This is a genomic window from Sulfurimonas crateris (assembly GCF_005217605.1).
Lineage (GTDB): Bacteria > Campylobacterota > Campylobacteria > Campylobacterales > Sulfurimonadaceae > Sulfurimonas > Sulfurimonas crateris.
On record NZ_SZPX01000005.1, the window covers coordinates 110,266 to 134,575 of the forward strand.

Consider the following 24,310-nt stretch of genomic DNA (forward strand, 5'->3'; position numbering starts at 1 on the left):
TGCTCCTTATTTTTTTGCCCTGGCACCCTCGGCGGAGACCTGCGCAACAAATGACTTAATAGCTCTTTGTGCAGCAAAGCCGATAGCTTCAAATCTATCTTGATCCGTAACGATGGCGTTTGGTGCAACTGAGAAATCATGAAATCCTCTTGTATTATAGCTTTTTGATTCGCCGGCAGTATGTTTTATAATATTTAGCGCAACACTCATTCTATAACCTGTAACATAACCATTCTCATCATAGACTATTGGCGAGTAAGCTGGAGTTCCCATCTTTAGCACCAAGTGTGTTTTAGACTCATCTTTACTTACAAGAGATGCCTGAAACACCTCAATTATCGCTCTATCGACCGCATCTTTGATGATAACTGTATTTTGAGGATCCACTGCTGAGATGATAACACTTGTGCTTATCTTATCTCCCATGACCTCACGCGAAAACTTGGCACTGGATTTGTACCCGCATCCGCTTAGTGCGACCAACAAGAGAGATAGAAGCAGTGAGGTTTTAATATTTGAAAAAAAGTTCAACATCAATCCTTGACAACTAAATTTACTAACTTCTTTGGAACCAAGATCTCTTTTATTAGAGTCTTGCCCTCAAGCCATTTATGCGCCTCTTTTTTTGCGATCTCAAGTATCTCATCCTGCGGCGCATCAAGTGACACCTCGATCTCACATCTTCTTTTTCCGTTGATAGAGACACCCAGAGTAATAGAGTCCTCTACAAAAACCTCTTCTATCACTTTTTGCAAAGTAAGGTTCTTAAGAGAGAAACATCTGCTGGAAATCTCCCAGCAGACGTGCGGTATTACAGGCTCCATAATAGACGCAAGTATCCAGTAACCCTCGCTCCAGACATCCTCGTTGCTCTGAAGGTTAAGAGCGTTCATCGCCTCCATAACACCCGCGATCATTGTGTTAAAAGTGTACCTTTGTGTGTAAACATCCTCAGCACGCGCAAGCGCCTCATACACTTTCTTTCTTGCAAACTTCTCCTCTTTCAAAAGAGAGCTGTGCTCAATCTTTACAAGAGTCTCCATCTTGCGCACATTTGCACTTCTGTCGTAAAATCTTTTTATAAATTTGTACGCACCCTCAACGGCACTGTCGTTCCACTCAAGCTCCTGCGTCGGAGGTGCTGCAAAGAGTATAAAAAGTCTTGCCGTATCGGCACCGTATTTCTCTATGATCGCATCAGGATCAACCGTATTGCCTTTTGACTTGCTCATCTTAGCGCCATCTTTTAAGACCATTCCCTGAGTCAGAAGTCTATCAAAAGGCTCGTCAAACTCCAAGTAGCCCAGGTCGCGGAAAACTTTTGTAAAGAACCTTGCATAAAGAAGGTGCAGTATCGCATGCTCGATCCCGCCGATATAGTGGTCAACGCCCATCCAGTACTTGATCTGCTCTTTTGAAAAAGCCTCATCCTGCCAGTTCTTAGGCGATGCGCAAAAACGCAAGAAGTACCATGAGGACTCTACAAAAGTATCCATCGTATCAGTCTCGCGGATAGCATTTTTGCCGCACTTAGGACATTTGCAATGCTTCCAAGTCGGATGCTTCTCAAGAGGATTTCCCTCTCCGGTGATCTCGATGTCTTCAGGAAGAGCGATCGGGAGATTCTCTTTTTTCTCCATAACAATACCGCAGCTCTCACAGTGAACAAAAGGGATAGGCGCGCCCCAATATCTCTGGCGCGAGACTCCCCAGTCTTTGAGTTTGTAATTAGTCGTTTTTTTGCCTATCTTTTTCTCTTCAAAGTGCTCTATTATCTTTGACTGCGCCTCTTTAGAGTTCATACCGTTAAAGATCTCCGAGTTGAAAAGCTCTCCCGCTTCCGTATATGCTTTGTCTGACTCTAATTCGCCATCAAAAGGCTTTATAACTGCGTTTACAGGCAGATCATATTTTTTGGCAAAGTCAAAATCTCTCTCATCATGAGCAGGAACAGCCATTACAGCACCGCTTCCGTAGTCCATAAGAACGAAGTTTGCAATCCATACAGGCACTTTTTTATTTGTTAGCGGATGAGTGACACTCAAGTTTAAAGCGATACCGCTCTTCTCTTTTTGTCTATCGATCGATGAAGCATTCTTCATCTCTTTGATCCGAGCGACACTCTCATCATCAAGAAGCGAGTTTTCGATCATATAGCTCACTATCTCATGCTCAGGTGCCAAAGCCGTATAGCTAACACCGTAGATAGTATCGGGGCGTGTTGTAAATACATCAAAGCCCTCAAAGTTTTTTCCCAGTTTTGAAAATGACTCATCGTCAAAACGAAGCTTAAACTCAAGACCGTTCGATCTGCCTATCCAGTTCTCCTGCATGGTTAAAACCTGTTTAGGCCAGCCATCTTCAAGTTTATGCAGATCATCTAAAAGCTCATCTGCATACTTTGTGATCTTGAAGTAGTACTGATTCATATCTTTTTTGACTACCTGATTGTCACATCTCCAGCAGCAACCTTCTATCACCTGCTCGTTTGCCAAGACTGTATGACAGCTCTCACACCAGTTTAAAAATCCCTTTTTACGATAAAGGAGATCTTTTTCATACATATCGATAATAAAGCCCTGCTCAAACTTTGTATATAGCTCATCGCTTGTGGCAAGCTCGCGCTCTTTTGAAAAGGAGAATCCAAGCGATTTGAACTCGCCCTTCATATAGTCAATATTATCATATGTCCATTTTTTTGGATGAGAACCGTTCTTGATAGCCGCATTTTCAGCGGGCATACCGAAACTGTCAAAGCCTATGGGATGAAGAACGTTAAAACCCTGCTGACGGTAATATCTTGCAAAAGTATCGCTTAGAGTGTAGTTTCTAACATGCCCCATATGAAGTCTTCCACTTGGAAAAGGGAACATGCTCAGTATATATTTTTTCTCTTTGCTGAAATCTTCACTCGGCTCAAAACTTCTATTTTGTGCCCAATACTCTTGCCAACTCTTCTCTATGGTCTTTACGTTATATTCCAAATTAAAACTTCCTGTAAAATTATTCTGACTCCTAAAGAGTCTAGCTTTAGTGACCCAAGCGGTCTTAGCGTAGCTAAATGGGCTCTGCTCATTTAGCGTACAAATAAATTAGTACTCTTCACGGTTTTTAGAACTCTCTATATAGACAAGTCCTACGGAGAAGAGGTTTGCTATCAAAGCACCTATTGCCAGAGCGATCGCCCACTCCAGGTTTCCGACTACTTCTAGATAGATAAATGCAGGAATAAGATGCAGATCCGCAACCAGTGATGATGCCAACAGTTCGGCAGAGAGGAGGTTTCTGACACCAATTTTCAAAAATGTAGAGACCAGATTTAAGCTGCCCGCCACAAAAAGCGCGACAGCACTATGCTCATATAAAAAACCCGCAATTGATGTTAAACTCATCAATGAAAAAAACACGTATATTACCTTGCCCCAATCCATGCAAACACCTTTGTTTAAATTAATTGGCAAGATTATACAAAAAGTATCTTAAGTAGCGACTTATACTCTATTGCTTAAGCTATTTAAGAAGGAGATTTTTTTTCATAAAGAAGTAAAAAATTGCCAAAGGGGGAACAAAAACAATACCTATCAGCCAAAATGTTTTTTGCTTCTCCTCTTTAAACTCAGCTTTATATACAGAGACTATTGAGTAGATCCAAAAAGCTACAAACAGAAAAAAGACTAAAAATGAAACATTACTCATGACTAACTCCTTGTTGTGATAGACAATTGTAACTTGATTAGGTAACCAATGGGTAATGCGCTTACATTACCCCTGATTCGAATTGAGACCTCATTCTCTCTTTTTCAGCCTCTCTTTTTGCTTTTTCGGCAAGTTTTACATGATAATTTTTTACATCAAAGCCAAAAAGGAGCAGTGTCGGAGATGCGACAAAGATAGATGAGTATGTTCCTACCACGATTCCTACCAAAAGAGTAAATGCAAAGGCGTGAATAATCTCTCCGCCGAACATAAAGAGCGTAAACACAACAAAGAATGTAGTGAGTGAAGTAAGTGTAGTTCTAGCCAACGTTTTTGTTATTGAGTTATCAATTGTCTCTGAAAGTTCAACATCTCTACCCTTTACAACACCCTCACGTATCCTGTCAAATACGATAATTGTATCGTTGAGCGAGTAACCAAGGATGGTCAAAAGCGCTGCGAGAACATCAAGATTTACCTCAAGCCCTACAAGAGCGATGGCTCCAAGAGCGATCGAGACGTCATGGACAAGCGCCATAATAGAGGCTACGGCAAATCTCCACTCAAATCTGAATGCTACATATATCAAGATGCCGATTACCGCTAAGATAAGAGACATGATCCCTTTCTCTTTTAGCTCGCTTCCAACCTTTGGACCGACTATATCAACACGGCGGATCTCAAACTCTCCTGTACCCACAAGAGTCTCACGAGCGAGATCTCCCACATCGACTACTACATCTCCGGTCGTTGTTCTCATACGAATAACAACCTCATCTTCTGAGCCGAACTCCGTTATAGAAGCTCCCTCAAAAATAGCGTTGCTCTTTAGCTTCTCTCTCATCTCATCAATCGGAGCGGCAGTGTCATACTTTACCTGAACAATTGTTCCGCCTGCAAAATCGACACCGTAATTAAGACCTTTTGTAGCCAAAATAAGAAATGAGCCAAGAACTAAAACTATTGACATAATCATTGCCAACTTTGACTTGCCCATAAAATTAAAGGTTTTTGTATACTTGAAAAACTCCATAATTACCCCTTAATCCCGAACCAAAAAAGGTTGTTTTTGCTTTTTTGTATTCTCTTTTCAAGCATCTCATATACGCCGTGCGTTCCAAGAATTGCAGTAAGCATTGAAGCTAGTATTCCTATGCTGATGGTAATTGCAAAACCTTTGATAGCACCCGTTCCGTAAGCGTAAAGAACGACAGCGGCTATAAGGGTTGTTATGTTTGCATCCAAAATAGCACTCATTGCATTTGCGTAGCCCTCTTCTATAGCTTTATGAATAGATTTCCCCTCATGTATAAGCTCACGGATACGCTCTGAGATAATAACGTTCGCATCAACTGCCATACCGACGGTCAAAACGATACCTGCCATTCCAGGAAGCGTAAGAGTTGCTCCAAAAAGACTCATAACCGCCAAGATGATAAATAAGTTTGCTATCAAAGCGATATTTGCAATTATTCCCGCCATTCTGTAATAAACAACCATAAATATGATTACAAGTACAAAACCGCCTACAAGCGCAATAAGGCTTGCTCTGATGCTATCAGCTCCCAAGCTAGGACCGACAGAACGCTTCTCCATAAGGTAGATCGGAGCTAAAAGAGAGCCTGAACGAAGTGCGATAGCCAGATCTTTTGCTTCCATTACCGTATAATTACCGGAGATCTGCCCGCTTCCGCCACCGATACGCTCATTTATAACAGGAGCTGAGTAGACCTTGCCATCAAGAACAACCGCTAAACGTTTTCCCACGCTTCTGCCTGTAAAGTCACCAAATATCTCGGCTCCTTCGGCATTTAGTGAAAAGCTGATAAGCGGGCGATTGTTTTCGTCAAATCCAACATTTGCATCTGTGAGCATAGAACCGTCTAATATAGGGATCTCTCTTACAAGATGTTTTACGTTCGGATTAGCGGCATCTTCTAAGATAACATCTCCGTATGATGCTGCCTCGCTTTCACTCATGCTGTAAACTCTTGCCGTTCTGTCTTCATCGACCGCCATAAGCTCAAGTTTAGCGGCACGCGATATTAACTCACGAGCACGCTGCTCCTCCTCTATGGTCTTAATGCCTGCAAGTTGAACAAGGATCTTCTCTTCGCCTTGACGAGCTACAACAGGTTCAGTCAGACCAAACTGATCAAGCCTGTTTCTAATCGTCTCAATAGCCTGAGAGATCGCCTGCTGTTCGGTTCTTAGAATCTCCTCATCGCTAAGACTCAGAGATATTCTCTCATCGACCACAACAACGATCGCCCCTTCTATCTCGTGAAAAAAAGATTGAATGGTTTTGACATCATCTTTGTCTAAGAGCGTAAGAGTGATACCCTCTTCATCAAACTGAAGCGTATCGATCAGAATGTCTTTTCTCTCGCTGAAGTGCTTTACACTTGCTGCAATGGATTTAATACGTGACTTTACAGCCTCTTCGGTCTTAACACCAAGAAGCATATGAAGTCCGCCTTGAAGATCAAGACCAAGGGTCACCTTCTTGCCGTCTTGCATCTGAAAAAGAGATGGAGCGGAGAAAAAAACACCAAAAAGTATGGCAAGAGCAAAGATTACTATGCGGTAATTAAGCTTCATCCTCATACTTTCTTGCAACGGCGTCTTTTGTTATCTTTACGATTACGTCGTCATTTATCTTTACAGTAAAGAACTGCTCTTCAACTTTATAAACAGTCGATATGATTCCGCCGATAGTGACGATCTTGTCGCCTTTTTTCAGAGAGGCCACCATCTCCTGATGAGTTTTTGCCGCTTTTTGCTGCGGGCGGATGATTATGAAGTACATAATCGCGATGAGTATTATAAACGGGAGTAGTTGACTTATTATTTCCATGAGTCTGGGTTTCCTTTGAATAAATTGCGGCGATTATACAAGAACTATATTAATAAAAGACTGAATGGTGCTATAATTCAAAGCAAAAAAACAGAGTGCTAAAAGATGACAAAAAAGATCCAAAATATTAGAGATAACTATAATCCGCTCCTTTTTGATATAGTATGCGGAGTCGTGACCGCACTCTTTTTCAGTGCTTTTTTATATCTTGAGCACTTCGGTATAACTCTAAAATTTATAAATACGCTCTTTGGAGTTTTTGCCTTTGCTCTTCTTCTCTACATACCAAAAAGAGCCGCTTTAATAGCCGGTTTCTTTATAGGTCTTTTGTGGTTTTACTGGATAGGATACAGCTTTAAATACAACGGCGTAGGCTATATGGAGTCTATTATCACTCTGCTTTTTGCACTTGTTTATATGCTCTTTTTCGGCGTCTTGGCACTTACCAACAGTGCTCTTATAAGAGCTTTGATGCTCTTTGCTCTAAGCTTTATAGAGCCATTTGATTTTAACTGGCTGCAGATGGAGCTTCTCTTTATAGATAGCTATTTTGGGGTGCAGAAGTATCAATTTGCTCTACTTCTTGCCGCTCTTGCTCTGCCCTCTTATATTAAAAAGCCATACACACTTCTCCCGCTTCTGCTGCTTATCTTTAGCATAAATTTTGCTCCCGAAGCTCAAAAAGATGCCCCGCTAAAGATAAAACTTGTTGCAACAGATATATCGCAAGACAAAAAGTGGCAAAGAGAGAGTTTATCTCCGACAATAGAGCTTATATTTAGCGAGATAAGAGAGGCTAAAGAGAGCGGCTACGACGTTGTTATCTTTCCTGAGTCGGTTTTCCCGTTTTTTATGAACAAAGCTCCCGCTATCGTAGATGAATTAAAAAAGTCATCTTATGATATAGCAATAGTTGCAGGTTCTCTTCTTAGTGAGGATGGCATGCACTACAATGTGACCTATATATTTGAAGACGGCAAGTTTGAAGTTGCTAAAAAATTGGTTCTAGTACCGTTTGGAGAGTATATTCCGCTTCCAAAGTTCGCTCAGGATTTTATAAATAATCTCTTTTTTGGCGGAGCATCCGACTTTAAAACGGCAACAGAGCCTACTGACTTTACCATCAAAGGAGTAAAGTTTAGAAATGCCATCTGTTACGAGGCAACGTGCCAGGAGATATATGAGGGTGAGGTGGATTTTGTTATAGCCATAAGCAACAACGCATGGTTTGCTCCATCAATTGAGCCGACGCTTCAGAAGCTGCTGATGAGATACTATGCTAGAAAAAACGGTGCCACTATATACCACAGCGCAAACTATAGAGGTACCGGAATCGTACAGTAACCTTTATTTGGTATAATTGCACCTTATTTTATTTTACAGGGATTTATAATGATAAATCTAAAAAACCCGAGCCTATACAACAATCGTGAGATCTCATGGCTTCAATTTAATACAAGAGTTTTAAAACAGGCACAAGATGAGTCTCTGCCGCTGTTGGAGCGTTTGAAGTTTCTGGCGATCTATGGAACAAACCTAGATGAATTTTATATGATCAGGGTTGCCGGACTTAAAAAACTATTCGCTGCGGGCATCATTGTCTCAAGTGCGGACAAGCTCACACCGCTTGAACAGCTTCGCGAGATAAGAAAGTATCTCCATCAAGAGCAGCAGGTCGTAGAACACTGCTTAAGCGGTATTTTAAAAAAGCTAGAGCCTGAGGGCATTAGAGTCAAATATTATCAAGACCTCAACCAACACGAAAAGAACAGGCTAAATAAATATTTTAACGAAAATATATACCCTGTAATAATACCTATCGCCGTTGACGCAACACACCCTTTTCCACATCTTAACAACCTAAGCTTCGGGCTAATCGTAAAACTACGTGACAGTGACAACACAACAATTGAGAGATTTGGCATAGTTCGTGTCCCAAGAGTTTTAGAGAGATTTATTGAGATCGACAACGGAACATATGTCCCCATAGGAAGTGTTGTTGCACAACATATCGAAGACCTTTTTCCAGGCTACTCTCTTATAAAATATGCAGCCTTTAGAGTAACAAGAAATGCAGACATTGAGATCGAAGAGGAGGAGGCAGACGACTTTTTGGAGATTTTAGAAGAGGGACTGAAACTTCGCCGCAAAGGTGCAATGGTAAGACTTGAAGTCGGAATTAACGGCGATGATGAGATCGTTAACTTCTTTAACCGCCACACAAACGTTTACCAAGACGACATATATAGATTTCATACTTTCTTAAACCTCTCCAGTCTTTGGCAGATCGTATCAAATAAAAATTTCGCTCATCTTTTATCGGCTCCTTACAAACCAAAAACTCTTCCTCCTTTGGATAACAACGAAAATATTTTTTCAACTTTGGAAAAAGAGGATGTTCTGCTCTACCACCCTTATGAGAGCTTTGACCCTGTTGTAAAACTAATTCAAGAAGCTGCAAAAGACCCTGACGTAGTATCAATAAAGATGACTCTCTACCGCTCAGGAACCGATTCCCCGATTGTTAAATCTCTTATGAGTGCAAGCGAATCTGGCAAGCAGGTAACCGTTATGGTTGAGCTAAAAGCGAGGTTTGACGAAGAGAACAACCTTATTTGGGCAAAAGCTCTTGAAAAAGCTGGCGCACACGTTATATATGGCATTAAAGGTTTTAAAGTCCATGCCAAAGCGACACTTATTACAAGAAGAAAGAACGGTAAACTGAAGCAGTATGCGCATCTAGGAACAGGGAACTACAACCCTTCCACATCAAAAGTATATACAGATATGAGTTACCTTACCTCAAAAGATGAGATAACAAACGATATGACACGCTTTTTTCACTTTTTGACCGGATTTAGCAAAAAAGGCAAACTTAACGAACTATATATGTCGCCGTCTCAAATAAAACCTAAGGTTTTATCACTTATACAAAATGAGACGAGAAAAAAGAGCGAAGGACGTATAATCGCAAAACTGAACTCACTTGTTGACGATGATGTCATAAAAGCGCTCTACAAAGCGAGTCAGGCAGGAGTTAAGATCGACCTGATAGTGCGCGGTATCTGCTGTCTGAAACCGGGCATCGAGGGTGTGAGCGAAAATATAAGAGTCATCTCCATCCTTGGAAAATATCTTGAACACGCAAGAACCTTTTACTTTAAGAACGACGAAGCAGGAGTATATATCTCAAGTGCGGATTGGATGCCGAGAAACCTAATGAGACGTATAGAGCTTTTAACTGCTATAAAAGATAAAACCGCAAAAGAGAAAATAATTCAGATACTAGAACTTCAATGTGCAGATAACACTCTCGCACACGAACTTCAAAGTGACGGTTCATACAAAAAAATAAAATCCGATGATGCAAAAGTCATAGACAACCATAAGTATCTGGAAGATTATGCGAACAAGATAGCAAAAGCATCGACAAAAGAGAGTGCTCAATTAGTTAAAGAGCTCTCAAGCAATATATTTAAACAGGAGCTTTGATTATGCTGTATGATTTTAAAGATATGAGTCCAAAGATCGGAAAGAACACATGGATAGCACCTTCTGCCGATGTCATAGGAGATGTCGAGTGCGGAGAGGATTGCTCTATCTGGTTTGGAACCGTTGTAAGGGGCGATGTCCACCACATAAAGATAGGCGACAGAGTAAGCATACAGGATTTGAGCATGGTGCATGTAACCCACCATAAAAAAGCAGACAGAAGTGATGGTAATCCGACAATTATCGGCAATGACGTGACAATCGGGCACAGAGTAATGCTTCACGGATGCACTATAGAAGATGCTTGTCTTATCGGGATGAGCGCGACGATCCTTGACGGTGCCCTCATAGGAAAAGAGTCTATTGTAGGTGCGGGCGCACTTGTGACAAAAAACAAAGTTTTTCCGCCACGCTCACTTATCATGGGAAGTCCGGCAAAGGCTATAAGAGAGTTAAGCGATGAAGAGGTAAAAGAGCTCTACGCTTCTGCTTCACGCTATGTAGAGTTTAAATCTCACTACCAAAAATAGATGCCTGAATATTTTATTTTTGCGGACATTTTAGGTATTACTGCTTTTGCAATAAGCGGTTTTTTGATTGCCATAAAAAACAACCTAGACATTTTGGGCATTTTAATAGCCTCAGCGCTTACCGCTCTAGGTGGGGGTATTATCAGAGATGCCATACTAAGTTCCCCTCCTTTTGCTTTTACATCCTTTTATCCGGCGATAACGCTAATTGTGACTATATTTGTTGCATATATATTTAAACTCTACAAAGAGAGCTCGATCGAGAGAAAGTGGATGTTTGTCGTGAGTGATACTATAGGGCTCGTAGCTTTTAGCATAACCGGCGCTCTTTTGGCAATAAATGCGGATTACAACTTTTTTGGCATAGTGATACTCAGCTTTATCACGGCTGTTGGCGGAGGGGTTACAAGAGATATTATGATAAATCAGGTTCCTACAGTTCTTATCAGCGACTTTTACGGCTCCATAGCAGTTATTGTCGCGCTTCTTCTAGGTACTCTACACTTTTTTGATGCTATTAACGAGTTTAGCATCATAGCTACTGCACTCTTTAGCATAGCGCTAAGATTGATAGCCTACAAAAAAGGGTGGCATCTGCCAAGGATTGTATGAAATATATATAATATATTTTGACATTATTTTCATAACGGTTTTTTATAAGTAACGCTTGAATATTTACAAAAGTTAATTTTGATACTATAATGACCGCACTTTAAAATATACTAACTATTTTTTTATAAAAGGTATTTGACATGAAGATAGACGGTCGTTTTTGGCTGACAAAAGACAATGAGAGCTTTTTAGGTTCAGGCAGGGTCGAACTATTAAGAACTATAGAAAAGAGAGGCTCTATAAATGCTGCGGCAAAAGAGATGAAAATGAGTTATAAAGCAGCTTGGGAGCGTATAAATTCAATGAATAACCTTGCAGACGAGCCGCTTATTACAAGAACAACGGGAGGAAAAGGCGGAGGCGGAACGACACTTACTCCTTACGCACATAAACTTATCGAAACATATAACCGTCTAAATGAGCTACATAGAGAGTTCATCAACCGTTTTGCCGAAGCAGGTAATGATCCTGAACATTTAGCCAAAATACTAGCAAGAACCTTCTTAACCACTAGTGCCAGAAATCAACTTCCTTCTACGATAAAAGAGATAAAATTCAACGGTTTAAACGCATATATCGAACTCTCTTTTTTTGGGGGATACTCTTTAACCTCAAGTATAACAACTAAATCTATAAAAAACATGGGCTTACATGTAGGAAGTAAAGTCTACGCCATCATCAAATCTAGCGACATAAATATCGTAAATGAAACACCTGCTTCTAATAAGAACATAAACATTTTAAAAGGCGACATAGAACTAATAGAAATATCTCAGGACTCTTTGGAAGTATCTTTTAAAATCAACGAACACATAACGCTTACCGCCCTTTTAGATAAGGAGGATACCTCTTCTTTAAAAATAGGCTCCAAAGCTTACGCACTGATAAATACCGACAATATAATAATAGGTTTATAGTTTAAGGTTAAATAAAACTTTAAGAAATAATTGATTATCATTCGTTATGTCTTAGGAGATACAACGATATTTTTTTGTATTTAGACTATATTCCATATGATGAGACAAAATGTCGGATAAAGTATTTATCGTTATATCAAAAAAGATATATAATTACATTGGTTTAAAAAATAAAAACTTATCCAAGTATGAAACAACTCTTCAGAAAATAATACATAAAATCAAAAACTTCGTATTATCTTCTGAGGCGTTTACGCCTCGAATATCTAGTGAACTATTTTTTTATGTGCTATTTTACAAAATGAAGCTACCTTCTTCTTTTTCTCAAAATTCTCTTGTTAAATGTCCAAAACAAAAGCAAAAAGTTGTTTCACTAGATTTATATATGCTCCAAATAAACAAACATCATAATTAAGGTATCAGCATGTTAAAAAAAACACTCACTCTACTTTTATTAGTCTTAAGTTTTACGTTACACTCAAAAGTCATAAATGAAAATCCCAAAAAAGTATTTGGCTCTTCTCCTCCGATGAACTATCTCATTTACGCTATAAACCCGAGCAAGATGGTCGGTTTGAACTTTTATGCGAACAATATCAACAATAACGCCGATGTGAAGTTTTTAAAACAGAGTTTTTTAGAACTTCCCGTCATAGGGTCGTTTCCCGGCTCAGGACAAGGGATAAATTTAGAGACTATCATAAAACACAATCCTGATCTTATTTTAATCTGGGAAGATGTTTATTTTTACAAACGCGTTGAAGAGCAGATAAGAAAAGCTCAAATACCCAGTATAACAATCCCTTTTAGAAAGATAGAGTCTATGCCCTCTTCTATATTGACAGCCGCCAAAGCCATGAATGAACATAAACGCGGCAAGATACTCTCTGATTATACAAAAGAGCGTATCGAATATATCAAAAATATGTTGCAAGAGCTTGAGCCTGTAAAATATTATTATGCCGAAGGAGCCGACGGTTTAGCTACGGAGTGCAGCGACTCTATGCATGTTGAAGCATTAAACTTTGCAGGAGGAGAAAATGTACATAAATGCACTCAAAGTAACCTCAAAGGTCTTGAACGCATCAGCTTTGAGACGCTTGTGGGTTATGATCCGCAAGTCATCATCGCACAAAACAGACTTGTTTACAACACCATACTCTCCAATCCTCTTTGGAAACATCTGCAAGCAGTGAAGAACAAAAGAGTCTATGTAGTACCCAGCACGCCTTTTAACTGGATAGACAGACCGCCTTCTTTTATGAGAATTATAGGAATAGAGTGGTTGGCTCACAACTTCCATCCAACACACTACAAAAACGACATCTATACGCAGATAGCAAAATTTTATAAACTGTTTTTAGATGTAGAACTCACACAAGAGCAGATATACCAAATAATAGGAGAAAAAGAGTGAAAACAAAATCTTTATTTATCTCAATGATGGCTTCAAGCCTCCTTTTGGCTACTCCTATCAGTATAAAAAAAATCGTTATAGACGATACGGCGGCCATTAAACTATGAGCTTTTCAAAAGAGACACGCTATCTCATCGCAGGGGGAGTGCTTTTGGTTTTTTTAGCACTTTTTTCTTTGCTTTGGGGTCAGTATCCTATAAGTCTAGAAGTATTTTCCGCCTATGTAAAAAATATCCTTTTCTCAACTCCTGTAGATGAATCTTATAATATTGCACTTATTCACAATATTATCACCGAGATTCGCCTTCCTCGTGTTTTGCTTGCTATTCTTATCGGTGCGGCACTTTCAACTTCGGGAGCGGTTTTTCAAGCGATGTTTGTAAATCCTCTTGTATCCCCCGGGATTTTAGGAGTACTTGCAGGAGCATCATTCGGTGCGGCTTTGGGGATGCTTCTAAGCGAACACTGGTACTTGGTACAGATATTTGCTTTTTCTTTCGGATTTATAGCGGTCGGTTTTGCCGTGTTCATAGGTTCAATGGTGACAAACTCCCGCTCAACCGTCATGCTGGTTCTAGGCGGAGTTATCAGCGGTTCGCTTTTTACTTCTCTGCTCTCTATCATAAAGTATGTCGCAGACCCTTACAGTACACTGCCTGCTATTGTTTACTGGCTTATGGGTTCGCTATCTATGGCACAATTAAACGAAGTTTTTCTTGTAGCCATTCCTATTTCAATCAGCATTACGGGCATGATATTTATGAGCAAATATTTTGACCTTATGAGTTTAGGAGATGAGGAGGCAAAAGCACTTGGCGTAAATGTCAAGCTTATACGCATCATAGCTATCGTTCTTGCTACGCTGGCAAGTTCATTGTCTGTCGTTATGGCGGGCATTATCGGCTGGGTAGGGCTTATCATACCGCATATTATCCGTATGGCGGTTGGTCCCTCACACCGCCTGCTTATTCCTCTTTCGGCTATTGTGGGAGGAGCATTTTTGCTTCTTGCCGACGGGGTATCAAGACTTGCTCTTAGCGTTGAGATACCTATAGGGATTTTGACTTCGCTTATAGGGATTCCTATCTTTATAATTGTATTAAAAAATGCGAGGGCGGCATGGAACTAAAACCTATTATAGAGGTAAAAAATCTTCATTTTTCATATAAGAAACATCGAGTTTTAGCAGGTGTTGACTTAGAGCTTTACAGAGGCGAAGTCGTCTCTTTGCTAGGACCTAACGGGTGCGGAAAAAGTACGCTTATCAAGCTCATTTTAAAACTTCTTCATGGAGAGGGAGAGATAAAAATAGCCTCCAAAGAGATTGGAAAATATTCGCATAAAGATATAGCTTCACATGTAGCTTATATTCCACAGTACAACAATACGCCCTTTAACTATACCGTTCTTGAAATGGTCGTCATGGGAAGAGTATCAAAACTAGATTTTTTTGCTCTTCCATCAGCAAATGATTATGAGGTGGCAAACAAAGCACTTGAAAAAATAAATATTGAGCATCTGCACGACAAAGCGTTCGGACAACTAAGCGGCGGACAAAAACAGATGGTGCTTTTGGCGCGTGCCATCGCTCAGGAAGTAAATGTATTTATCATGGACGAGCCTGTTGCAGGGCTTGATTACGGCAATCAGATAAGGCTATTGGAACTCATAAACGAACTAAGTGCGCAAGGGTACACATTTTTAAAAACCACGCATTATCCAGACCATGCACTTTTAGTATCAAGCCGTGTAGTGGTTATGAACGGTGGGAAAATCATAGCAGATGGAACTCCATCTGAAGTTATTACAAGCAAGATGATAGAGAGTGTATATGATATCAAAGCTGACATCATCACGCACGACTCACACAAAAGGTGTGTTCCGATATTTGAACAAAAAAGAGAGGTTATATAAGATGGATTTACTGTTTGAAGATACGGGTTATTTTGACTTAACCACATATGGACTAAGGATTGGTGATAAAAAAGGTGTTATGAGTTTTTCGCCTAAAGCCGAGATAGTGCTTTGCGGAGCGGATGAAGTTGAAAAGATTTTAAAAAAGCTTAATATAAAACACACTTTTTTTAAAAACAACGGCGATAGAGTTATGGCAAAGGAGACCATCTTGGAGTGCAAAGGAGATGCAGCTTCGCTTCATAAAGCATGGAAAATCTCTCAAAATATCTTTGAGTATATGAGCGGTATCGCAACATATACAAACACACTTATAAAGAGTGCTAAAGCTATAAACCCGAGCATTAGTGTCTCAACAACCAGAAAAAACTTCCCAGGAGCTAAAGAGCTTATGTTAAAAGCCGTCATGTGCGGCGGCGGTGCACCACATCGTCTCGGGCTTTACGACTCTGTTTTGATTTTTGAACAGCATCTGAACTTTTTTAATGCTAAAGAAGAGTTGGAGCAAGGTTTCAAAGAGCTAAAACACAATTTTATAGAGAGAAAAATCGCCGTTGAAGTTGAGAGTTTTGAGCAGGCTTCATACTTTGCCTCACTCGGTGCGGACATCCTTCAATGTGAAAAGATGGATTTTAAGACACTAAAGAGCTGTGTAGGCTTAAAACAAAAACACCCTACTCTTTTACTCTCTGCAACGGGCGGGATTAACGAGAAAAATATTGCCGGTTTTGCAGCGTGCGGTGTTGATTTTATAGTCACTTCATCGCCTTATCATGCAAAACCTCTTGATATAAAAGTTACTATCAAGGAGACCAATTGATGAAAAATATTTTATTTGCTTTAGCAATTATCTTTAGTGCAAATATCAATGCCAAAACTATAACGGATGATTACGGCAGAGTAGTTGAAGTTCCAGAGCATATCACCAAAATCTACGCCGCCTCGCCGCCGCTTGCCATGAGCATTTTGGCATTTAACCCTGACTTGGTTGCAGGTTTAAACTCTTCATTTAACGAGACGCAAAAAAAGTATGCAGGAAGTGCATATAACAAACCCATTGTAGGCGGTTTTATGGGACAGGGAAACACTCCGAACTTTGAGATACTAGCAAGCGTAAAACCTGATGTGATTATCATGTGGGCTAGAATGAGAGGTTATGAGAAAATATTAGCCAAGTTTGAAAAGATGGGTATTCCCGTTTTATTGGTTGAAAATGAGTCAATTTACAGCATCATCACCCAGTTTGAACTCTTTGCAAAACTCACAGGCGACACCGCAAGAGCGGACGAACTCATAGCTTACACAAAGAAAAGCCTCTCTCTTATAGAATCACTCAAAGAAGAACTATCCAAACAAAAAGAGGTGCGTTACTACTTCGCACAGGGCTTAGACGGATTATCTAGCGAATGTGAGGGTTCGTTTCATTTAGAACCGTTTAAATATGCAGGTGCGAAAAATGCACTTGATTGCCGCATGAGTTCTAATTACGGGATGGAGAAGATAAGCATGGAGAGCGTTATCTTAAGCAATCCCGATGTTATAGTCGCCATGGAAAAAACATTTACCGATACGCTATTGCAAAACCCACAATGGAAAAATCTAAGAGCCGTTAAAGAGGGTAAAGTTTTCACCGTTCCCTCAACTCCTTTTAACTACATCTCAAGACCGCCCTCTTTTATGAGACTTCTAGGCATTATATGGCTGATTGACTCTTTTTATCCATCGCTTTTAGAAAAATCGTTTGAAGATGAGAAAAAAGAGTTTGAAGCACTCTTTTTTCCTCAGCTAAAGGAGTCCAAATGACTCCCTTCTCGCCGTTAGGCGAAGCTTTAGTGACTGAATATAATTTGGACTTGTTCAAATTATATGAGATTTATTAGTAGGAGAATTGAAAATGTTAATAGAAAAACTTTTAGGAGTTGCTATTATCGGGGTTGAGCCTGTGTTGTTGGTGCTTATAGCTATGAGCGTTATCTCATTTGGCATAATTGTAGAGAGAGTGCTTGCATTTGTACATGTAAAAAATACTTTAAAAAATCTAAACCAAGTAGAGTTAAGAGTGTTGCTTGAAAAAAGGCTCGGTATCCTTGCCACATTTGGAAACAACGCTCCTTTTATCGGACTTTTTGGAACCGTTCTAGGGATAATCAACGCTTTTCATTCACTCTCAAAAGAGGGAAGCGAATTTGGAGTAAACGCTGTTATGGGAGGTATTTCAGAAGCTTTAGTTGCAACAGCCGTGGGGCTTTTTGTAGCTATTCCAAGTGTTATAGCCTACAACTATTTTGTAAGAAAAATAAAGATGATGCTCCTTGAGATGGAGGTAAACGAGAGATGAAAACCTCTAACGCTTACGAAGATAACGAAATATCAGAGATAAACATGACCCCTTTTGTGGATATAGTTCTTGTAGTTTTGGTTATCTTTATGGCGACTGCAACCTTTGTCGCACAGGGCAAAATAGCCATATCTCTTCCGAAAGCCACGAAACACAAAGAGGTGTCAAAACCCGAAAAACCGATAATAATTACTATCGACAAAGAGGGAACTCTTTATTTTAACGACAAAAAGATTGAGATAAAAAACCTAAGTACCGCTTTGCAGGGAAGTAGTGATATTGCTTCAAAAGCCGGTGTTGTTCTTCGTAGCGACGCAAAAACAGAGTTTGAACATGTAGTAAAAGTCATCGATACATGTAAGCAAAACAATATCTCAAAGTTCTCAATCCAAACACAAGAGCAAAACAGATGAACACTTTTTGGCAAAGAGCTCTTGTCTCCATAGCTTCAACTACGATTTTGCACGCTTCGATATTTTACTCTCTTAGCAGCGTAAATCAGCCGCAAATCGTTACTCAAAAAGCCGTGGAAATATCACTGATAGACAACGCAGAGATTGAAAAAAAAGAAGAGCCAAAACCAAAAAAAGAGCCAAAACCGACAATCAAGCCAAAACCGATTGAAAAAGAAGAACCAAAAATCAAGCCAAAACCGACAATCAAGCCAAAACCGATTGTAAAAAAAGAACCAAAGATAGAGCCAAAACCTGTTGTCAAAGAAATACCGATAATTGAACAAGAGCCTATCGTTGAAAAAAAACCTCTTATCTATAAAGAGGCTCCAAAAATTGTTCAAAACGAGATTAACACAGAGATAAAAGAGACTCTTGTATCGCAAGAAACAAGAGAAAAACAAGAGATGAAGTCTAAAGTAAGTGAAGATAAATTGGCACTATATCTATCTAAAGTCAGAGCAAAAATCCAAGAAAATCTAAGATATCCGCCTCTTGCAAAACGACTAAAGATTGAGGGGGAGAGTGTTGTTGGATTTGAAATCTTACCTGATGGAAGCGTAAGGGAATCATCCATTGGCATAAAAAACTCAAGCGGACACAAAAGTTTGGACAGACAAGCCATAAGCACCATTTTAAGTGTATCTCCGTTTGATGCTCCTCCACAAAACAACATGTCGATAGTTTTACCTGTTGCATTTAAATTAAATCTATAAAAAAAGGAAAAAAGATGAGTGAATTTTTAACAAAAAACGATGAGAGCGTAAAAATAGAAAAGATTATGAAATTTAACAGATCTTTTGATGAGATGAGCCAAGACCAAAGAGAAGCATGGCTTAAAGAGATGGGAGAGATAAATATAGAACACTTCTTTAAAGCAAATCAGAGAGTATTTGATGAAGACGGTCCGCATAAAGCAAATCCCGATAAAGCGAAATCTCAGCAAAGAAGAGATTTTTTTCTTGATGTACTTAAAAACAGAGTCAAATCCGACCCTTTAAAACTTCCAAAAGGACACCCCGTTACCAACTATCTTGATGAAAACATCGTGATTCGAGAAATCTGCACAAAAATAGAAGATATTTTTGATGTAAAAGAGTTGCAAACTTATCAGCCGACATCAGAGCTGCTTCATGAGTTGTCAAAAATCCATATTCACTATTTACGAAAAGAGGATCAGCTTTTTCCATATCTTGAAAAACACAATTTTACCTATCCGAGTACGGGTATGTGGAAATTTCATGATGAGATGAGAGCAAATCTCAAAACCGTAACAAAAGCGGTTGAGATAGGCACATTGGACGATGAAACACTAGAGCTTATGAAAGAGACCGTAAAAAATATTTTTGACATGACCACAAGGGAAGAGAAGATGCTTTTGCCGACTTCCGTGAAGCTTCTTTCACAAGAAGAGTGGATCAAAATTCGCAAAGAAGAGGAAGAGTCAAAAGATGAGATAGGGTACGGATTTATAGAAAATCCGCCGATGTGGCCACCAATGAGTGACGAAGATGTACAAATCGCAACACTTGATAAACTCTTACTGCAAACGGGTTCTCTCTCGCAAGCACAACTCAACCTGTTTTTCTCTCATCTGCCTTTTGATATAACTTTTGTAGATGAAAATGACCGCGTTCTTTTTTTCAACAAAGGCTCGGAGAGGACTTTTCCAAGAAGCCCAAGCGTCATAGGCAGAGAGGTAAAATTTTGCCATCCTCCAAAAAGCGTAGATACCGTACTTACGATACTAGAAGCATTTAAAGACGGGAGCAAAGAGAGTGCAGAGTTTTGGATTACTTTTAATGAACGACTCATTCACATCCGCTATTTTGCGCTTAGAGACAAAGAGAAAAAGTACAAAGGCGTAGTCGAGATAACACAAGATATCACGGATATAAAGAAAATCGAAGGTGAGAGACGACTTTTAGACTGGGCATAAAGGTCTATTTTTATATAGCGTTATGTGAACAATGATATAACAAAGTAAAGGAGATAAAGCGATGGGTAAAGATAAAAACAGCCAAACCAAAGAGCATAAAGGCGGATCAAACCCTCAAAGTTTTGACCGAATCGTGCGTGAAGTGTTTGCACCGATCTACCCTGTTATTGCACAGCAAATAGTGGCAAAAACACTCACAACATCAGGCAGATGTCTAGATGCAGGATGTGGCACGGGGGCATTGGGGCGTGCGATAGCCGCTATTACGGATCTACATGTAACTTTTTTTGATCAATCAAGCCAGATGCTAGATTTAGCAAAAAAGTATGCAGACGAAGAAAATATTTTACACAAAAGCGATTTTTTAGAGGGGGATATACACAGCGTAGAGATGGAGAATGACTCCGTAGATATAGTTATCAGCCGTGGCTCATCACCGTTTTGGGATGATTGGCATAGAGCGTACGGCGAAATATTGAGGGTTTTAAAAGTCGGGGGACATGCTTATATAGGCGGCGGATTTGGCACAAAAGAGCTAAAGGAGCAGATAACCGCCCACATGAGCAAAGATAAACCCGACTGGAGAGACTCATTCAAAGATAGAATCAAAGCAGAGCGAGAAGCACTGCCTCAGATAATGGAAAAACTTAATCCAACATCACACACCATAATCGACGATGAGAGCGGCTGGTGGGTTTTAATAACAAAATAAACAAGGAAAGATAAGATGAATAAAAGAATAGTTTTAAGTTTGGCTTTAATAGCAAGTATGAACATGTATGCTTTTGCAAACGAGAGTTACGGTTTGCAAAAAGTAGAGGTTACGCAAGAAGGCGGCCTTAAAGCACCTATGCAAAATGAAGCATTCAGTGCTCCGGAGACTTCAAAGCTTACGATAGACAAGCTTACCGAGGAAGAGATAGAGATAGCAAACCCTAAAAATGTATTTGAAGCCATCAATATGACCGCTGGTGCGAATATTCAGTTTCAAGGGCGAAAAAACTCGGCTATCATAACCTTTAGAGGCAGCCCCAACATCTATAGTGCCGCGGCATTTGGCGTAATACTAGACGGCGCTCTTCTAGCCCCTATGTCATCGCTAAGAATGATGGAATCTTTAAGTATGGATGTTATAGAGTCTATTGAGGTCATCAGGGATGCGAGTGCGCTTACCCTTGGACCAATTGCAGGTTTTGGAACTCCAAACGGCTCCCCGACTTTGGGGTATATCGTCATAAAGACAAAGCTTCCAAAAAGAGACGGCGGTTCGGCAAAATTTGCTTATGAGAGCTTCAACACAAAAATCGCAGATATAAGCTATGGAGGCATAAACGACAAAATATTTTATCTGGCAAGTTTAAGTGGTTATTTTACCGATGGAAGAGACGATTTCAATACCGCTGAGGAGAGAGGCAGCGTATTTGTCAGAAGCGGTTATATAGATGAGGGCTTTAGTGCAACAATAAGTGCATACTATTCCAATGCGGATAAAGAGACACAAAAAGCGACCGACCCGCTTAGCTCGGTAACGGCTTCAGAGTGGAAATACAAGCCTGTAGAAAATGAGTTTATTTCTGCCATACTTGAGAAAGATTTTAACCAAAACAATAAAACAACCTTACAGCTTTCGCATACAAAAGCGACATGGAGTCAAGATCTTGATAGAACGAACCCATCTACTGCAACTGCCCCTAATATCTACTTTACAGGAACGCAGAGTACGGATTCTATAGATTTAAGGCATGCCATGAAGATAGCGGATACCACGCTAAAGTTTGGTGCACAGGCAATGTTTTATGATGCTCCAGACGGAGAGCTATTTTATGAAGGGTATGAGAGAAAAGAGCAAATCTACGGCGCTTTTATACATGCTTCACACTCGTTTGACAATAACAGACTCACCATTGACGAGTCTTTTAGAGTTGATAGAAAACATATAGATTCTTCTGTAGAGAGGTATGATCCAAACTCTGTATTGGCAGGAAATGTCACAAAACTAAACAATGCAGAACTCTCAATTATAGAAGATCAATGGGCAAAATCATCTATAGCTTTATCCCTAGGGGCGATTTATAAGTTCGACGACAACTTAGAGGGTAGTGCAAGATTTGCGTATTTAACTTCTGGGACTCCCGACGACGCTTTGAGTGCCGACGGCTCAGATATGCAAGACGAAGAAAGCTATAGATACGAAGTGGGACTCAAAAAAAGAATAAACAAATATTTCAGTCCCACTTTAAATCTATTTTTATACGACAATAAAAATATCAAATCGCCTATTTATTTGGGAACAAATGCTGATCCGTACATAGTTTTTAATCAAATAGACCAAAAAAGATACGGCGGTGAACTAGGTTTTGAGGGTACGGATAAAGAACTTTATTACTCTTTTAGCTACGCCTATGCCACGGCAGATGTAAAAGACAACGAGATACCAAAACACACCGTATCGGCAATGTTACAGAAGAAAATCGGAGACTATGCTCTAAACTTTTCCGGTAAATACATAAGCACTTATGAGTCAAACTTTTTTACGATTGACAAAGAGTACCATGATGTAGGGGATTTTATCTCTATTAATCTCTCTTTAGATTACAACCATCAACTGCTTGGAAACGATGCCAAGTTTAGCGTATATAGCAGAAATCTTACGGATGACAACTATGTAACTATATTTGGCTTTGAAGATCAAGGAAGAGTGATAGGCGCATCTTATGCATTTAAGTTTTAATAATCAAGACGGCATTAAACTCGGTATTTTTTTACTTACTGAAAACTTCCACGATGATGCCCATAACACTATCTTAAATGATATTGAGACGGCATGTTACGCAGAAGAGTTAGGTTTTGATGAAGTGTGGTTTGGGGAGCACCACTTTAACTCTTTTAGCGTTATCCCAAATCCATCTCTCATGATGGCTAATTTGGCAGCAAAAACCAAGAGTATCCGTATCGGGACGGCTGCATTTTTGACACCGTTTTATAACACTACAAGATTAGCCGAAGAGATAGCCACACTTGACAACCTCTCAAACGGCAGAATCAATGCAGGGTTTGCCAAAGGCGGGTTTGCTCTTGATTTGGAGTACTTTAACAAAAACTCCGACACTCTTAGAGATGAACTTTATGCAAATGTAAAAGATATAGAGCAAAAACTCTACAAAGATGAGCAGTTTCAACCAAAACCGCTTCAAGAAAAAATTCCTACTTTTATAGCAACTTTTGCAACCAAAGAGACAATCGCATTTGCCGCACACAACGGCTATGGGCTAATGTTTTCTCAAGGTACAACACTTGATGCATGTGAAGAAGCGCAAGAGAGTTATAAAAATATAGCAGGGTTTTACCCACAAACAGTGCTTATGAGAGTGTTTGCAGTAGCAGACACAAAAGAAGAAGCAAAAGAGATAGCATTGCCGGCAACTGATCACTTTGTAAAGTCCATGAGAGCCGTTAAAGCCAAAGGAGCACAACCAAAATTTAACAAAGCAAATTATAATGAACTTTTAGCTCAAAGATACGCTTTTTTCGATGCAAAAACTTTTATGGAAGCTGCTATTGTCGGTAGCGTTGATGATTGTATTGAACATATTTTAAATATAAAAAGGAGGATAAAAAATCTGCATTTAACACTAAAAGTTGCCTCAAGTGAGAGCAACACAACAACAGGAATGCTAAAAATATTTAGCCAAAAAATCAAACCAAAAATTTAAAGGAAAAGAAAATGAAAACAAGTGCAAGAAACGAGTTAAGCGGAACAGTAACAGAAGTAAAGAGTGGCGGAGTGATGAGCGAGATAGTCGTAAAAGTTTCACCGAGCGTGAGTATTTGTGCAACGATTACAAATGATGCAAGAGACTCTTTAGGGCTTGAAATAGGCTCAGGCGTATCTGCTCTTATAAAATCTTCTTTTGTTGTTCTTAGCAAAGAGAAACTAAAAGCAACTGCTAGAAACAACATAGAAGCAAAAGTTTCAGAAGTTATAACGGGTGCCATAAACAGTGAAGTAAAACTCTCTGTAGGCGAGAAAAAACTCTGTGCTATCGTAACTAACGATGCTATAAAAGATTTAGATATCAAAACAAACGATACCGTATATGCGATTTTTAAAGCTTCAAGCGTCATTTTAGTAGCTTGAAATACGAT

25 protein-coding genes are annotated in these 24,310 nt (G+C 39.6%); 18 read left to right on the forward strand and 7 right to left on the reverse strand.

All coding sequences use genetic code 11. The features are described from left to right. Positions 1-6: 6 nt before the first annotated feature. From lptE to yajC, 7 genes are all read right to left on the reverse strand, one after another. Positions 7-531 (reverse strand): LPS assembly lipoprotein LptE, encoded by a 525-nt coding sequence (gene lptE / locus FCU45_RS07255; RefSeq protein WP_425471117.1) that lies wholly within the window; start codon positions 529-531, stop codon positions 7-9. 2 nt (positions 532-533) lie between these two features. After that, on the reverse strand, positions 534-2,984 hold the full coding sequence (leuS, locus tag FCU45_RS07260) for a leucine--tRNA ligase (RefSeq protein WP_137013801.1): 2,451 nt from the start codon (positions 2,982-2,984) through the stop codon (positions 534-536). Between the two features lie 108 nt (positions 2,985-3,092). Then, positions 3,093-3,431, reverse strand: coding sequence for a DUF6394 family protein (locus FCU45_RS07265; RefSeq protein ID WP_137013803.1), 339 nt, complete (start codon positions 3,429-3,431; stop codon positions 3,093-3,095). 79 nt (positions 3,432-3,510) lie between these two features. Beyond that, on the reverse strand, positions 3,511-3,696 hold the full coding sequence (locus tag FCU45_RS07270; RefSeq protein WP_137013805.1) for a PLDc N-terminal domain-containing protein: 186 nt from the start codon (positions 3,694-3,696) through the stop codon (positions 3,511-3,513). Positions 3,697-3,757: 61 nt separating this feature from the next. Then, positions 3,758-4,729, reverse strand: a complete 972-nt coding sequence (secF, locus tag FCU45_RS07275) for a protein translocase subunit SecF (RefSeq protein WP_137013807.1) — start codon at positions 4,727-4,729, stop codon at positions 3,758-3,760. 2 nt (positions 4,730-4,731) lie between these two features. Next, positions 4,732-6,297 carry a protein translocase subunit SecD gene (gene secD, locus FCU45_RS07280; protein ID WP_137013809.1) on the reverse strand — a complete coding sequence of 522 codons (1,566 nt, stop codon included), beginning with the start codon at positions 6,295-6,297 and terminating at the stop codon, positions 4,732-4,734. Then, the gene (gene yajC, locus FCU45_RS07285; RefSeq protein WP_137013811.1) at positions 6,287-6,553 is read right to left on the reverse strand and encodes a preprotein translocase subunit YajC; all 267 of its coding nucleotides are present in this window, start codon (positions 6,551-6,553) and stop codon (positions 6,287-6,289) included. The genes secD and yajC overlap by 11 nt, the downstream gene beginning before the upstream one ends. Before the next feature lie 105 nt (positions 6,554-6,658). Here yajC and FCU45_RS07290 point away from each other — a divergent pair, with 105 nt between their 5' ends. The 18 genes from FCU45_RS07290 to FCU45_RS07375 all read left to right on the forward strand — a co-directional run bounded on the left by FCU45_RS07290 (position 6,659) and on the right by FCU45_RS07375 (position 24,302). After that, positions 6,659-7,897: an apolipoprotein N-acyltransferase gene (locus FCU45_RS07290; RefSeq protein WP_137013813.1), complete on the forward strand. Its 1,239-nt coding sequence runs from the start codon at positions 6,659-6,661 to the stop codon at positions 7,895-7,897. A 48-nt stretch (positions 7,898-7,945) separates the two neighbouring features. Further along, positions 7,946-10,045 (forward strand): RNA degradosome polyphosphate kinase, encoded by a 2,100-nt coding sequence (locus FCU45_RS07295; RefSeq protein ID WP_137013815.1) that lies wholly within the window; start codon positions 7,946-7,948, stop codon positions 10,043-10,045. Between the two features lie 2 nt (positions 10,046-10,047). Then, positions 10,048-10,575, forward strand: coding sequence for a gamma carbonic anhydrase family protein (locus tag FCU45_RS07300; RefSeq protein WP_137013817.1), 528 nt, complete (start codon positions 10,048-10,050; stop codon positions 10,573-10,575). Continuing rightward, complete coding sequence (locus FCU45_RS07305; RefSeq protein ID WP_137013819.1) at positions 10,576-11,187, forward strand: trimeric intracellular cation channel family protein; 612 nt, start codon at positions 10,576-10,578, stop codon at positions 11,185-11,187. It abuts the gene before it with no gap. 140 nt (positions 11,188-11,327) lie between these two features. Then, positions 11,328-12,104, forward strand: coding sequence for a TOBE domain-containing protein (locus FCU45_RS07310; protein ID WP_137013821.1), 777 nt, complete (start codon positions 11,328-11,330; stop codon positions 12,102-12,104). Between the two features lie 424 nt (positions 12,105-12,528). Continuing rightward, the gene (locus FCU45_RS07315) at positions 12,529-13,521 is read left to right on the forward strand and encodes an ABC transporter substrate-binding protein (RefSeq protein WP_137013823.1); all 993 of its coding nucleotides are present in this window, start codon (positions 12,529-12,531) and stop codon (positions 13,519-13,521) included. Between the two features lie 103 nt (positions 13,522-13,624). Then, complete coding sequence (locus tag FCU45_RS07320; RefSeq protein ID WP_137013825.1) at positions 13,625-14,650, forward strand: FecCD family ABC transporter permease; 1,026 nt, start codon at positions 13,625-13,627, stop codon at positions 14,648-14,650. After that, positions 14,641-15,435 (forward strand): ABC transporter ATP-binding protein, encoded by a 795-nt coding sequence (locus FCU45_RS07325; RefSeq protein WP_137013827.1) that lies wholly within the window; start codon positions 14,641-14,643, stop codon positions 15,433-15,435. The genes FCU45_RS07320 and FCU45_RS07325 overlap by 10 nt, the downstream gene beginning before the upstream one ends. 1 nt (position 15,436) lies before the next feature. Continuing rightward, on the forward strand, positions 15,437-16,255 hold the full coding sequence (gene modD, locus FCU45_RS07330; protein ID WP_137013829.1) for a ModD protein: 819 nt from the start codon (positions 15,437-15,439) through the stop codon (positions 16,253-16,255). Continuing rightward, positions 16,255-17,238 (forward strand): ABC transporter substrate-binding protein, encoded by a 984-nt coding sequence (locus FCU45_RS07335; RefSeq protein WP_137013831.1) that lies wholly within the window; start codon positions 16,255-16,257, stop codon positions 17,236-17,238. The genes modD and FCU45_RS07335 overlap by 1 nt, the downstream gene beginning before the upstream one ends. Positions 17,239-17,329: 91 nt before the next feature. Beyond that, complete coding sequence (locus FCU45_RS07340; RefSeq protein ID WP_137013833.1) at positions 17,330-17,773, forward strand: MotA/TolQ/ExbB proton channel family protein; 444 nt, start codon at positions 17,330-17,332, stop codon at positions 17,771-17,773. Further along, on the forward strand, positions 17,770-18,186 hold the full coding sequence (locus FCU45_RS07345) for an ExbD/TolR family protein (RefSeq protein ID WP_137013835.1): 417 nt from the start codon (positions 17,770-17,772) through the stop codon (positions 18,184-18,186). The genes FCU45_RS07340 and FCU45_RS07345 overlap by 4 nt, the downstream gene beginning before the upstream one ends. Continuing rightward, a complete protein-coding gene (locus FCU45_RS07350; protein WP_137013837.1) occupies positions 18,183-18,941 on the forward strand; it encodes an energy transducer TonB in 759 nt (252 codons plus the stop codon). Before FCU45_RS07345 ends, FCU45_RS07350 begins: the two co-directional genes overlap by 4 nt. 14 nt (positions 18,942-18,955) lie before the next feature. Next, a complete protein-coding gene (locus tag FCU45_RS07355; protein ID WP_137013839.1) occupies positions 18,956-20,164 on the forward strand; it encodes a DUF438 domain-containing protein in 1,209 nt (402 codons plus the stop codon). A 61-nt stretch (positions 20,165-20,225) separates the two neighbouring features. Further along, positions 20,226-20,876 carry a class I SAM-dependent methyltransferase gene (locus FCU45_RS07360; RefSeq protein WP_137013841.1) on the forward strand — a complete coding sequence of 217 codons (651 nt, stop codon included), beginning with the start codon at positions 20,226-20,228 and terminating at the stop codon, positions 20,874-20,876. Between the two features lie 15 nt (positions 20,877-20,891). Next, a complete protein-coding gene (locus tag FCU45_RS07365) occupies positions 20,892-22,895 on the forward strand; it encodes a TonB-dependent receptor (RefSeq protein WP_137013843.1) in 2,004 nt (667 codons plus the stop codon). Continuing rightward, positions 22,879-23,877 carry an LLM class flavin-dependent oxidoreductase gene (locus FCU45_RS07370; RefSeq protein ID WP_137013845.1) on the forward strand — a complete coding sequence of 333 codons (999 nt, stop codon included), beginning with the start codon at positions 22,879-22,881 and terminating at the stop codon, positions 23,875-23,877. The genes FCU45_RS07365 and FCU45_RS07370 overlap by 17 nt, the downstream gene beginning before the upstream one ends. Positions 23,878-23,888: 11 nt before the next feature. Further along, on the forward strand, positions 23,889-24,302 hold the full coding sequence (locus tag FCU45_RS07375) for a TOBE domain-containing protein (RefSeq protein WP_137013847.1): 414 nt from the start codon (positions 23,889-23,891) through the stop codon (positions 24,300-24,302). Positions 24,303-24,310: the final 8 nt, after the last annotated feature.

Bases quoted from the DNA above. Each gene is read 5' to 3' on its own strand.
- FCU45_RS07355 (WP_137013839.1), top strand. From the start codon at position 18,956: ATGAGTGAATTTTTAACAAAAAACGATGAGAGCGTAAAAATAGAAAAG.
- secD (WP_137013809.1), bottom strand. From the start codon at position 6,297: ATGAAGCTTAATTACCGCATAGTAATCTTTGCTCTTGCCATACTTTTT.
- FCU45_RS07340 (WP_137013833.1), top strand. From the start codon at position 17,330: ATGTTAATAGAAAAACTTTTAGGAGTTGCTATTATCGGGGTTGAGCCT.
- secF (WP_137013807.1), bottom strand. From the start codon at position 4,729: ATGGAGTTTTTCAAGTATACAAAAACCTTTAATTTTATGGGCAAGTCA.
- FCU45_RS07350 (WP_137013837.1), top strand. From the start codon at position 18,183: ATGAACACTTTTTGGCAAAGAGCTCTTGTCTCCATAGCTTCAACTACG.
- modD (WP_137013829.1), top strand. From the start codon at position 15,437: ATGGATTTACTGTTTGAAGATACGGGTTATTTTGACTTAACCACATAT.
- FCU45_RS07325 (WP_137013827.1), top strand. From the start codon at position 14,641: ATGGAACTAAAACCTATTATAGAGGTAAAAAATCTTCATTTTTCATAT.
- FCU45_RS07315 (WP_137013823.1), top strand. From the start codon at position 12,529: ATGTTAAAAAAAACACTCACTCTACTTTTATTAGTCTTAAGTTTTACG.
- FCU45_RS07305 (WP_137013819.1), top strand. From the start codon at position 10,576: ATGCCTGAATATTTTATTTTTGCGGACATTTTAGGTATTACTGCTTTT.
- FCU45_RS07295 (WP_137013815.1), top strand. From the start codon at position 7,946: ATGATAAATCTAAAAAACCCGAGCCTATACAACAATCGTGAGATCTCA.
- FCU45_RS07375 (WP_137013847.1), top strand. From the start codon at position 23,889: ATGAAAACAAGTGCAAGAAACGAGTTAAGCGGAACAGTAACAGAAGTA.
- FCU45_RS07300 (WP_137013817.1), top strand. From the start codon at position 10,048: ATGCTGTATGATTTTAAAGATATGAGTCCAAAGATCGGAAAGAACACA.
- yajC (WP_137013811.1), bottom strand. From the start codon at position 6,553: ATGGAAATAATAAGTCAACTACTCCCGTTTATAATACTCATCGCGATT.
- FCU45_RS07345 (WP_137013835.1), top strand. From the start codon at position 17,770: ATGAAAACCTCTAACGCTTACGAAGATAACGAAATATCAGAGATAAAC.
- FCU45_RS07320 (WP_137013825.1), top strand. From the start codon at position 13,625: ATGAGCTTTTCAAAAGAGACACGCTATCTCATCGCAGGGGGAGTGCTT.
- FCU45_RS07360 (WP_137013841.1), top strand. From the start codon at position 20,226: ATGGGTAAAGATAAAAACAGCCAAACCAAAGAGCATAAAGGCGGATCA.
- FCU45_RS07370 (WP_137013845.1), top strand. From the start codon at position 22,879: ATGCATTTAAGTTTTAATAATCAAGACGGCATTAAACTCGGTATTTTT.
- FCU45_RS07310 (WP_137013821.1), top strand. From the start codon at position 11,328: ATGAAGATAGACGGTCGTTTTTGGCTGACAAAAGACAATGAGAGCTTT.
- FCU45_RS07265 (WP_137013803.1), bottom strand. From the start codon at position 3,431: ATGGATTGGGGCAAGGTAATATACGTGTTTTTTTCATTGATGAGTTTA.
- FCU45_RS07365 (WP_137013843.1), top strand. From the start codon at position 20,892: ATGAATAAAAGAATAGTTTTAAGTTTGGCTTTAATAGCAAGTATGAAC.
- FCU45_RS07290 (WP_137013813.1), top strand. From the start codon at position 6,659: ATGACAAAAAAGATCCAAAATATTAGAGATAACTATAATCCGCTCCTT.
- FCU45_RS07335 (WP_137013831.1), top strand. From the start codon at position 16,255: ATGAAAAATATTTTATTTGCTTTAGCAATTATCTTTAGTGCAAATATC.
- FCU45_RS07270 (WP_137013805.1), bottom strand. From the start codon at position 3,696: ATGAGTAATGTTTCATTTTTAGTCTTTTTTCTGTTTGTAGCTTTTTGG.